Genomic DNA, 10228 nt, shown 5'->3' on the forward strand with positions numbered 1-10228 from the left:
GCCTCACCAACGCAGCGTGACGCGCAGCCCTTGCGGCACGGCATGACCAAATTCAAGACGCATGCCGTGCAGCTGAGCAATGTTTTTCACGATGGATAAGCCTAAGCCGCTGCCAGTCTGCGCCTGGCCCGGCGGTCGCCAGAATCGTTCCCCCAACCTCTCCCGCTGCTGCTCGCTAACGCCTGGGCCATTATCTTCCACGGTGAGGCGGCGCGCGGCCAACGTCAGCTGAATCTGCGTACCCGCAGGTGCATAGCGCAAGGCGTTATCCAGTAAATTCCGCAGCAGCAAACTCAGCAGCAGCGGATGACCGTTCATCACTGGCTGCGCCTGAAGGTGGAGCCGTATCTGCATGCCCTGCGCGTCGGCCTGCGACATCTGTTCAGCGATGGCGCTTTGTAGCAGCGTGGCCCAGGATACCGACTGAAATTCGCTGCGTAAGTCATCGGCCTCCACACGCGACAGCGTCAGCAGCTGATCCACCAGTCGCGTGGCGCGTGCAATACCGCTGTCGAGCTGGTGTAGCGCCCGTTGGCGCATCGGTTCATCATCGTCCGCCAGTTGAATCACCTCGCTCTGCACCCGCAGCGCCGCCAGCGGACTGCGCAGTTCATGGGCCGCATCGGCGGTAAAGCGGCGTTCGCGTGCCACCTGCTGCGCGGTTCGGCTGAACAGGTCGTTGAGCGCGGCCAACAGCGGTTTCACTTCATTGGGTACGCCTTTCGTGGCAAGCGGCGTCGCATCGTCCGGTTGGCGCTGGTGGAGTGACGCGGTAAGACGTTTCAAGGGACGCAGTTCGAACCACACCAGCGCTAGCAGCAGCAGTAGCATTAACGGCATAGCGATCAGCCACGGCAGTAAGCTGCTGAGCGCCAGATCGCGCGTCATGTCATCGCGGTATTCCCACTCCTGCCCTACCGCCACGCGGTAGCGCTTGTCCGCCGACGAGAGCCACAGCAGCCGCCAGCGGTCGTCGTCGTCTTCTAATTGATCGTCTTGAAACCCATCGTGCTGGGGGTCGAAACGAATATCGCGCCCGTTCTCACCGTCGTTGAGCAGCGGTTCGCCCGCGGCAGTAAACAGCGCAAAGGCCAGCGCGTCATCATCCTGTTTACCGCGATGATGACGCAGCAGACGCTTGGTTTTTGGCAGGGCGTATTCGTGCAAATTATTGGGGTCGAGCGCCAGCAGGCGTTTGGCGAACAGCATCTGCTGGGTATCAAACAGCGTGTTCACGTTGTCGCGCGTTTGCTGCCAGGCGCGCAGGCCAGCCAGGCTGCCGCACATCAGGATCAGCAACACAACGCCGACGGCGAGACGCAAAAACAGGCTCATTCTGCTGCTCCCAGCATGTAGCCAACGCCATGCACGGTGCGAATAAACGCGCTGCCCAATTTCTTACGCAGATGGTGAATGTGCACTTCGACGGCGTTGCTGGAGACGTCATCGTCCCAGTTGTAGAGCTTCTCCTCCAGCTGGGCGCGCGTCAGGACGCGTCCGGGATGGCGCAGAAACAGCTCCAGCAGCGCCAGTTCGCGGCTCTTGAGCGCGATGGCCTCGCCGTCCAGCCAGACACAGTGGCTGGACGGTGCCATCACGACGTTGCCATGGCGCAGCTCGGGCTGCAGTTGACCGTGGCGGCGACGAATCAGCGCTTCCAGGCGCGCGGCCACTTCCGTCAAGGCAAACGGTTTACACAAATAGTCATCGGCGCCAAGCTGTAATCCTTGTACGCGCTGATCCAGCGCATCGCGCGCGGTAAGAATCAGCACCGGCACGTCTGCCCCTTGCTGGCGCCAGTCACGCAGGATGGCTAATCCGTCACGCTCTGGCAGCGATAAATCGAGGATCACGGCATCCCACGGGGCCGCGTCCAGGGCGCGATAGCCCGCTTCGCCCGAAGCGAACCAGTCCACGCTAAACCCCAGCTTGGTCAATCCGACTTTCAACCCGTCGCCAATGATCGCGTCATCTTCAATTAACATAATACGCATGCGTTCTCCTTTGCTCTCTGCGCCGTTATACGAAGCGATTTAGTGCAAGTACAGTATTTATCGCCGACGTTAGCTTATTTTTACTCAATGATAAGCCCTTAAGATCCTGTTAAGAACGCTGTGCTTTACTCATGGACGTAACCTTTCCCTTTCCCAACAGAGGCAGGCAAATGAAAAAGCATGCAGCGTTATTAGCAATCGTAGCCTTAGCGACAACGCCGGTGATGGCCGCGCAATCAGGTGGCTTTGTGGATCCCGGCGCGCCCGCGAGTCAGTCGGCTAAAGGCGGCTTTCAGCCGAATCAGGCCAGCGTGACCACGGTAAAACAGGCTGAAGAGATGAAGGATGATAGCTGGATCACCCTGCGTGGCCATATTGAGAAACAGATTGGCGATGAGGATTACCAGTTTCGAGACAGCAGCGGCACGATGAAAGTGGAAATCGACCACAAGCGCTGGAATGGCGTGACCGTCACGCCGAAAGATCAGGTTGAACTCACCGGCGAACTGGATAAGGATTTCAACGCCGTTGAACTGGATGTTAAACAGGTGCGTAAACTTCCCTAAGGCCTGCCGCGGAGCCCGTCCGTGGCTCCGCTTTCTACCCCAAACTCAAATTTTTCACGGCGCACGCGAAACGTTTCGATAATGATCACATTTCTCTTATTCCGTCATTGAGTTGCCTTGTACATTTTATACACTCCAGCAAGCGAAACGTTTCGCTGTGGAGTGGAAGAAATGAAAAAAGGTCGCTTACTTAACGCTGAACTCTCTCATGTGATTGCTCGCCTGGGGCACACCGACACGCTGACCATCGCCGATGCCGGTTTGCCGATCCCAGCCGGTCCGCAGCGCATTGATCTGGCTTTGACACCGGGCACGCCTGCGTTTTTACAGGTGGTTGAGGTCGTCACGCAGGAGATGCAGGTCGAAAGCGCCCTGATGGCGGAGGAGATTAAGCAGCACAATCCGCAGCTCCACAACGCACTGCTCGCTGTGCTCGAAGCCTTGCAACAGCACCAGGGAAATGTGATTAGCCTTCATTACACCAGTCATGAACAGTTCAAACAACAGACGCAGAGCAGTCAGGCGGTCATTCGCAGCGGAGAGTGTTCTCCGTATGCGAATGTCATCCTGAGCGCCGGCGTCACCTTCTGAGGTCAGCATGCAACCTTTATTGCAACTCAAAGGGATAGAAAAATCGTTTCCCGGCGTGAAAGCGCTGAATGGCGCCTCGCTGGCCGTTTATCCCGGCCGTGTGATGGCGCTGGTGGGTGAGAACGGTGCCGGGAAATCCACCATGATGAAAGTGCTCACCGGCATTTACTCCATGGACGCCGGTTCGCTGCAGTGGTTGGGAAAAGAGGTCACCTTTAGCGGACCCAAAGCCTCACAGGAAGCGGGCATTGGCATCATCCATCAGGAGCTTAACCTGATCCCTCAGCTGACGGTGGCTGAGAATATTTTCTTAGGGCGCGAAGCGGTGAACCGCATTGGCCGCATTCAGTGGAAAACGATGTATGCCGAAGCCGATGCGCTGCTGAAGCGTCTTAATTTGCGCTTTAATAGCCACAAGCTGGTCGGCGAGCTGTCGATTGGCGATCAGCAGATGGTGGAAATCGCCAAAGTGCTTAGCTTTGAGTCGAAAGTCATCATTATGGATGAACCCACTGACGCACTTACCGATACCGAAACGCTGTCGCTGTTCCGCGTGATCAATGAATTGAAAGCGCAGGGCTGCGGCATCGTTTACATCTCGCACCGCATGAAAGAGATCTTTGAGATTTGCGACGACGTCACCGTGTTTCGCGACGGGCAATTTATTGCCGAGCGCGCGGTAAGCGATCTCAGCGAAGAGCGTCTGATCGAAATGATGGTTGGCCGTAAGCTCGAGGATCAATATCCCCATATCGAAAATCCACCCGGCGCGGTGCGGCTTACGGTGGAAAATCTCAGCGGTCCGGGTGTGGATAACGTCAGCTTTACCCTGCGTGAAGGGGAAATTCTTGGTATTTCCGGCCTGATGGGGGCCGGACGTACGGAGCTGATGAAAGTGCTCTACGGCGCGCTGCCCCGCACCCAGGGCAAGGTAACGCTCAACGGCCGCCAGGTGATCACCCGCACGCCGCAGGACGGACTGGCCAACGGCATTGTGTATATCTCTGAAGATCGCAAGCGCGATGGCTTGGTGCTGGGCATGTCAGTCAAAGAGAACATGTCGCTGACGGCGCTGCGCTATTTCAGCCACGCCTCGGGCACCCTCAAACATAGCGAAGAGCAGCTGGCCGTGGGCGATTTTATCCGCCTGTTTAACGTGAAAACACCGTCGATGGCGCAGCCGATTGGCCTGCTGTCGGGCGGGAATCAGCAAAAGGTGGCGATTGCGCGCGGCTTGATGACGCGTCCAGACGTGTTGATTCTGGATGAGCCTACGCGCGGCGTGGATGTTGGCGCAAAAAAAGAAATTTATCAGTTAATTAACCAATTTAAAGCCGATGGGCTGAGCATCATTCTGGTGTCATCTGAAATGCCAGAGGTACTGGGCATGAGCGATCGCATCTTGGTGATGCACGAAGGCCATCTCAGTGGCGAATTTTCCCGTGAAGAGGCTTCTCAGGAATCCCTGATGGCCGCTGCAGTAGGCAAGCAACACAGCGAGGAGTTAGTTGTATGAGTACCCAAACCTTACCCGCCCGTCGCCGCTGGTTCAGTAAAGCCTGGCTGATGGAGCAGAAGTCGCTGATTGCGCTGCTGGTGCTGATCGCGGTGGTGGCCAGCCAAAGCCCTAACTTTTTCACGCTGCCGAACATGTTCAATATTCTGCAGCAGACGTCGGTTAACGCCATTATGGCGGTCGGCATGACGCTGGTGATCCTGACCTCGGGCATCGATTTATCCGTGGGTTCACTGCTGGCGCTGACCGGCGCGGTAGCGGCCTCGATCGTGGGGATGGAAGTCAATGCGCTGGTCGCCGTGGCGGCATCACTGGCATTGGGGGCGGCCATTGGCGGCGTAACTGGGGTGATCGTGGCGCGTGGCAAAGTGCAGGCGTTTATCGCCACGCTGGTGATGATGCTGCTGCTGCGCGGTGTCACCATGGTGTATACCAACGGCAGTCCGATTAATACCGGTTTCAGCGATAACGCCGATCTGTTCGGCTGGTTTGGTATCGGTCGCCCGTTGGGGATCCCGACGCCAGTGTGGCTGATGGCCGTGGTGTTTGCCCTCGCATGGTACATGCTGCATCACACGCGCTTGGGCCGCTACATTTATGCGTTGGGCGGCAACGAATCCGCCACGCGCCTTTCTGGCATCAACGTGAACCGCGTCAAGATTATTGTCTATTCACTCTCTGGTCTGCTGGCGGCGCTGGCAGGTACGATTGAAGTGGCGCGCCTCTCCTCTGCGCAGCCTACGGCAGGAACCGGCTATGAGCTGGATGCGATTGCCGCGGTGGTGCTGGGCGGCACCAGCCTGGCGGGCGGTAAAGGACGCATCATGGGCACGCTGATTGGTGCGTTGATCCTCGGCTTCCTTAATAACGGTCTGAATCTGATGGGCGTTTCCTCTTACTACCAGATGATTGTTAAAGCCGTTGTCATTCTGCTGGCCGTGCTGGTGGATAACAAAAGCAGTAAATCACTCTGACCTTCACACAGGATTATATAAATGAAAAAGTTAACTGCATTGGCCGTCATCCTTGGCGCCACCCTCAGTGCTGGCGCAATGGCCAAGGACACGATTGCGCTGGTGGTTTCCACCCTGAATAACCCGTTCTTTGTGTCGCTGAAAGACGGCGCACAGAAAGAAGCCGATAAGCTGGGCTATAACCTGGTGGTGCTGGATTCGCAGAACAACCCGGCGAAAGAGCTGGCAAACGTGCAGGATCTGACCGTGCGCGGCACCAAACTGCTGTTGATCAACCCCACGGATTCCGACGCGGTAGGCAATGCAGTGAAAATGGCAAATCAGGCCAATATCCCGGTGATCACGCTGGACCGTCAGGCCGCGCAGGGCAAAGTGGTTAGCCACGTCGCCTCTGACAACCGCTTCGGGGGCAAAATGGCGGGTGATTTCATCGCGAAAAAACTGGGCGACGGCGCGAAAATCATTGAGCTGCAGGGCATCGCGGGGACTTCAGCAGCGCGTGAGCGTGGTGAAGGCTTTAAGCAAGCTGCTGATGCACACAAATTCAACGTGCTGGCCAGCCAGCCCGCAGATTTCGATCGTACTAAAGGTCTGAACGTTATGCAGAACCTGCTGCAGGCGCATCCGGATGTGCAGGCGGTATTCGCGCAGAACGATGAGATGGCGCTGGGTGCACTGCGTGCGCTGCAAACTGCCGGTAAAACCGATGTGCTGGTTGTGGGCTTTGACGGCACGGCTGACGGCGTGAAAGCGGTTGAATCCGGTAAGCTCACGGCGACCGTGGCGCAAATGCCTGAGAAAATTGGCGTGATCGGCGTCGATACTGCAGATAAAGTGCTGAAAGGCGAAAAAGTGCAGGCAATCAATCCGGTTGACTTGAAGCTGGTTACTAAATAAAAACCAAAGAAAAGCATGGCAACGCGCCACCGTCTCGGTGGCGCATTTTCTGGATCACGTCTAATGAGCACACACGCAAAACTGGCCGTTCTTGGCAGCATCAATGCCGACCACATTCTTAATCTCGCGCACTTCCCACGTCCGGGCGAAACGGTGATCGGGAAACAGTATCAGATCGCCTTTGGCGGCAAAGGCGCTAACCAGGCGGTGGCTGCGGGTCGTGCTGGCGCGGAGATAGCGTTTATTGCCTGCGTCGGTGCCGATGACATCGGTGAGCGTATTCGTCAGCAGCTTGAGCAGGACCGCATTGATATCGCACCGGTGGAAACGGTTGAGGGTGAAGCGACCGGCGTCGCCATGATTTTTGTGAATGCAGAAGGTGAAAACAACATCGGGATCTATTCCGGTGCCAACGCGGCGCTGACGCCTGCGTGCGTAGCGCGTCATCAACAGGTGATCGCCGAGGCCGACGCGCTGCTGATGCAGCTTGAGTCACCGCTGGAAAGCGTGCTGGCGGCGGCAGAGATCGCGCGTGCGCATCACACTCAAGTGATTCTTAACCCGGCACCTGCCACGCAGCTCTCCGATGCGCTGCTGTCCCATATTGATATCATCACGCCTAACGAAACCGAAGCCGAGATTCTGACCGGCATCGCCGTGAAAAACGATGACGATGCTGCACGCGCCGCTGCTGCGCTGCATGCGAAAGGCATCAATACGGTGCTGATCACGCTGGGACGTCGAGGCGTGTGGCTCAGCGTTGCGGGCGAAGGAGAACGCATCCCAGGATTCAGCGTGCAGTCGGTCGACACCATTGCGGCGGGCGATACGTTCAACGGTGCGTTTATTACCGCGCGGCTGGAAGGCATGGCGCTGCGCGAGGCGGTGCGCTTTGCCCATGCGGCGGCGGCCATCGCGGTAACGCGTCCTGGCGCTCAGCCCTCCGTGCCGTGGCGCACGGAAATTGACGCCTTCCTGCTGCAACAGGATTAAGCCCTTGGCTACCATGAAAGATGTCGCTCGCCTGGCGGGCGTCTCCACCTCTACGGTGTCCCACGTTATTAACAACAACCGCTTTGTGAGTGAGCGGGTACGGGCGCGCGTACAGCAGGCCATTAGCGAGTTGAACTACGCGCCCTCAGCGCTGGCCCGTAGCCTCAAGCTCAACGAAACGCGCACCATTGGTATGTTGCTTACCGCCAGCAGCAACCCGTTTTATGCTGAAGTGGTACGCGGGGTAGAAAACTGCTGCTACGAGCGCGGCTACAGCCTGATTTTGTGTAATACCGAAGGAGACGAAGAGCGCATGAATCGCAGCCTGGAAACGCTGATGCAAAAGCGTGTTGATGGGCTGCTGCTAATGTGTACGGAAAGCCATCTGCCTTCGGCCGAAATTCTTAACCGCTATCCGTCCGTGCCCATGGTGATGATGGACTGGGCGCCGTTTGAAGGGCGCGGCGACATTATTCAGGACAATGCGCTGCTGGGCGGTGAGTTGGCCACGCAGTATCTTATCGATCGCGGCTATACGCGCATTGCCTGCATTGCTGGACCGCAGGATAAAACGCCGGCGCGTATGCGCCTTGAAGGTTTTCATAAGGCCATGCGCAACAGCGGATTGTCGGTGCCCGAGGCGTACGTGGTGGACGGCGATTTCGAATTTCAGGGCGGTTTTAATGCCATGAACCAGCTGCTTGCGCTGGAGACACCACCGCAGGCGGTGTTCACGAGCAATGATGCGATGGCGGTGGGCGTTTACCATGCTCTGTTTCAGGCGGGACTTTCGGTGCCGCAGGATATGGCGGTGGTGGGATACGATGATATCGAACTGGCCCGCTATCTAACGCCGCCGCTCAGCACCGTCCATCAGCCCAAGGATGCCTTGGGCGAGTTAGCCATTGATACCCTGATTAATCGCCTGCGCGATCCCGACGCCAGCCAGCAAATGCTTGAGCTGACGCCGGAGCTGGTGGAACGCGGTTCGGCCTAAGCCGCTTTCTTCTTTTTCTCGCGATTGGCGATAAGGTTGCGCCCGTCGCCCGCCCGCAACAGCAAAAACGCGCCGGCCGAGGCCGCAGTGACCACGCCCATGGTCAAGAAGGTGGCATGAAACTGCCCTACGGTGCTGCTTTCCACATCCTGCCAAAAGCGCAGCACCGCCGCGCTAACGGCGACGCCAAAGCTTATCGCCACCTGCTGCGTGACGGCCAGCACGCTATTACCGCCGCTGGCGTTCTCATCATTTAAATCGGCCAGCGTAATGGTGTTCATGGCGGTGAACTGCGTGGACATCGCCATACCCAAGACAAACAGCGCCACCAGTAACAGCAGAATGCTTTCGCCCGGCGTTTGCAGCGCGAAGCTGGCAATCAGCCCGCCTATGATCAGCGTGATACCGACCAGCGTTTTACGATAGCCAAACCGACGCAGAACCGGCGTAACCGTGGATTTAGCCAGCAGTGAGCCGATTGCCGTTGGACCCATCATGCAGCCGGCGATGATGGCGGGATAGCCAAAACCAACCTGCAACATCAGCGGCATCAAGAAGGGTATGCAGCCGGTACCGAGCCGCGCGGCGATATTACCGATGATACCGACGGAAAAGGTGCGCGTTTTAAACATCGGCAAGCTGATCAACGGTGCTGGATGACGGCGCGCGTGAATAATATAGAGGAGCAGCAACCCCACGCCGCTGAGTAAGACCAGACATGCCTGCCACGGAATGACGATGCGCTCGCCAAAAAGCTCAATGCCGACAGAGATGAAGACCAGACCCAAGCCAAACAGGAGGAAGCCGCCAAAATCGAAACGTCGCTTAGGCGTTGTGAAGTCAGGCATATATTTGCGCGCATAGACAATCCCGGCGATGCCAATGGGGATGTTAATCAGGAATATCCAGTGCCAGCTGGCGTAAGTGACCAGCAAGCCGCCCAGCATTGGGCCGAGAATAGGGCCAACCAAACCGGGCATAGTGACAAAATTGAGCACCGGGAGTAGTTCGCTGCGCGGATAAGCACGCAGCAGCGCCAGGCGCGCCACGGGCATCATCATGGCGCCGCCGATCCCCTGAATGATGCGCGACGTGACTAACATGCTCAGCGAGCCCGACAAGGCGCAGGCCAGCGAACCCAGGGTAAAGAGCGCAACGGCGAGAATGAATATTTTGCGCGTGCCGAAGCGATCCGCCAGCCAGCCGCTTACGGGAATAAGCATCGCTACCGTCAACGTGTAGCTAATAATGGCAGATTGCATAGCGAGAGGCGATCGTTCAAGGCTGGTGGCAATGGCAGGGAGCGCGGTATTGAGGATGGTGGCGTCGAGGGCCTGCATAAAGAACGCCATTGCGGCAATCCAGGGCAAACCGGCCATACTGCGCGCGGAACGAATCATTGAGCGTCCTTCTTTGATAATTGTTCAGTTTGCTAAGCGTGTCCGCCGTTCAGGATAGCACTGCTGAAACGACAGATAAGGGTGATTTGTGCCGCTGTGCAGGTGTTTCTGTTCGAATAGTAATCGCGAAACGTTGCTTTTTGACCCTTTCGTACAAAAAAGCCGCTTTCGACCATTTTTTTGCAATAAACCCTTGTCAGCCGGAATTAACGCCCTATAATGCGCCACCACTGAGACGGCAAAGCGGCAACGCAGACGGCTCAGCAGGGCGCGGAGTGATTCGCCCCGCCGGAGAAAAAC

General features: G+C 57.3%; 11 protein-coding genes. 7 read left to right on the forward strand and 4 right to left on the reverse strand.

Going from position 1 to position 10228, the window contains the following annotated elements:
- Positions 1-3 precede the first annotated feature (3 nt).
- Positions 4-1335, reverse strand: a complete 1332-nt coding sequence (gene qseC, locus LU196_RS17390) for a quorum sensing histidine kinase QseC (RefSeq protein ID WP_232760772.1) — start codon at positions 1333-1335, stop codon at positions 4-6.
- Positions 1332-1994 carry a quorum sensing response regulator transcription factor QseB gene (qseB, locus tag LU196_RS17395; protein ID WP_232760773.1) on the reverse strand — a complete coding sequence of 221 codons (663 nt, stop codon included), beginning with the start codon at positions 1992-1994 and terminating at the stop codon, positions 1332-1334. The genes qseC and qseB overlap by 4 nt, the downstream gene beginning before the upstream one ends.
- 170 nt (positions 1995-2164) lie before the next feature.
- Here qseB and LU196_RS17400 point away from each other — a divergent pair, with 170 nt between their 5' ends.
- The 7 genes from LU196_RS17400 to rbsR all read left to right on the forward strand — a co-directional run bounded on the left by LU196_RS17400 (position 2165) and on the right by rbsR (position 8528).
- Positions 2165-2560 (forward strand): YgiW/YdeI family stress tolerance OB fold protein, encoded by a 396-nt coding sequence (locus tag LU196_RS17400; RefSeq protein ID WP_232760774.1) that lies wholly within the window; start codon positions 2165-2167, stop codon positions 2558-2560.
- Between the two features lie 171 nt (positions 2561-2731).
- Positions 2732-3151 carry a D-ribose pyranase gene (gene rbsD, locus LU196_RS17405; protein ID WP_232760775.1) on the forward strand — a complete coding sequence of 140 codons (420 nt, stop codon included), beginning with the start codon at positions 2732-2734 and terminating at the stop codon, positions 3149-3151.
- Positions 3152-3158: 7 nt separating this feature from the next.
- Positions 3159-4667, forward strand: coding sequence for a ribose ABC transporter ATP-binding protein RbsA (rbsA, locus tag LU196_RS17410; protein ID WP_232760776.1), 1509 nt, complete (start codon positions 3159-3161; stop codon positions 4665-4667).
- A complete protein-coding gene (gene rbsC / locus LU196_RS17415) occupies positions 4664-5641 on the forward strand; it encodes a ribose ABC transporter permease (protein ID WP_232760777.1) in 978 nt (325 codons plus the stop codon). Before rbsA ends, rbsC begins: the two co-directional genes overlap by 4 nt.
- A 21-nt stretch (positions 5642-5662) precedes the next feature.
- Positions 5663-6538, forward strand: a complete 876-nt coding sequence (gene rbsB / locus LU196_RS17420) for a ribose ABC transporter substrate-binding protein RbsB (RefSeq protein ID WP_232760778.1) — start codon at positions 5663-5665, stop codon at positions 6536-6538.
- Positions 6539-6601: 63 nt separating this feature from the next.
- Positions 6602-7531 (forward strand): ribokinase, encoded by a 930-nt coding sequence (rbsK, locus tag LU196_RS17425; protein ID WP_232760779.1) that lies wholly within the window; start codon positions 6602-6604, stop codon positions 7529-7531.
- A gap of 4 nt (positions 7532-7535) precedes the next feature.
- Positions 7536-8528: a ribose operon transcriptional repressor RbsR gene (gene rbsR, locus LU196_RS17430; protein ID WP_370641016.1), complete on the forward strand. Its 993-nt coding sequence runs from the start codon at positions 7536-7538 to the stop codon at positions 8526-8528.
- Here rbsR and mdtD read toward each other — a convergent pair.
- Complete coding sequence (gene mdtD, locus LU196_RS17435) at positions 8525-9928, reverse strand: multidrug transporter subunit MdtD (RefSeq protein ID WP_232760780.1); 1404 nt, start codon at positions 9926-9928, stop codon at positions 8525-8527. The genes rbsR and mdtD overlap by 4 nt on opposite strands.
- Positions 9929-9952: 24 nt before the next feature.
- The coding region (locus LU196_RS17440) for a hypothetical protein (protein WP_232760781.1) at positions 9953-10228 on the reverse strand (276 nt) is incomplete at its 5' end.

Origin of the sequence: Pantoea sp. Mb-10 (assembly GCF_021272205.1) — a bacterium.
Classification (GTDB): Bacteria; Pseudomonadota; Gammaproteobacteria; order Enterobacterales; family Enterobacteriaceae; genus Pantoea.

Coding starts and splice junctions, on each gene's coding strand:
- qseC (WP_232760772.1), bottom strand. CDS start 1,335: ATGAGCCTGTTTTTGCGTCTCGCCGTCGGCGTTGTGTTGCTGATCCTG.
- qseB (WP_232760773.1), bottom strand. CDS start 1,994: ATGCGTATTATGTTAATTGAAGATGACGCGATCATTGGCGACGGGTTG.
- LU196_RS17400 (WP_232760774.1), top strand. CDS start 2,165: ATGAAAAAGCATGCAGCGTTATTAGCAATCGTAGCCTTAGCGACAACG.
- rbsD (WP_232760775.1), top strand. CDS start 2,732: ATGAAAAAAGGTCGCTTACTTAACGCTGAACTCTCTCATGTGATTGCT.
- rbsA (WP_232760776.1), top strand. CDS start 3,159: ATGCAACCTTTATTGCAACTCAAAGGGATAGAAAAATCGTTTCCCGGC.
- rbsC (WP_232760777.1), top strand. CDS start 4,664: ATGAGTACCCAAACCTTACCCGCCCGTCGCCGCTGGTTCAGTAAAGCC.
- rbsB (WP_232760778.1), top strand. CDS start 5,663: ATGAAAAAGTTAACTGCATTGGCCGTCATCCTTGGCGCCACCCTCAGT.
- rbsK (WP_232760779.1), top strand. CDS start 6,602: ATGAGCACACACGCAAAACTGGCCGTTCTTGGCAGCATCAATGCCGAC.
- mdtD (WP_232760780.1), bottom strand. CDS start 9,928: ATGATTCGTTCCGCGCGCAGTATGGCCGGTTTGCCCTGGATTGCCGCA.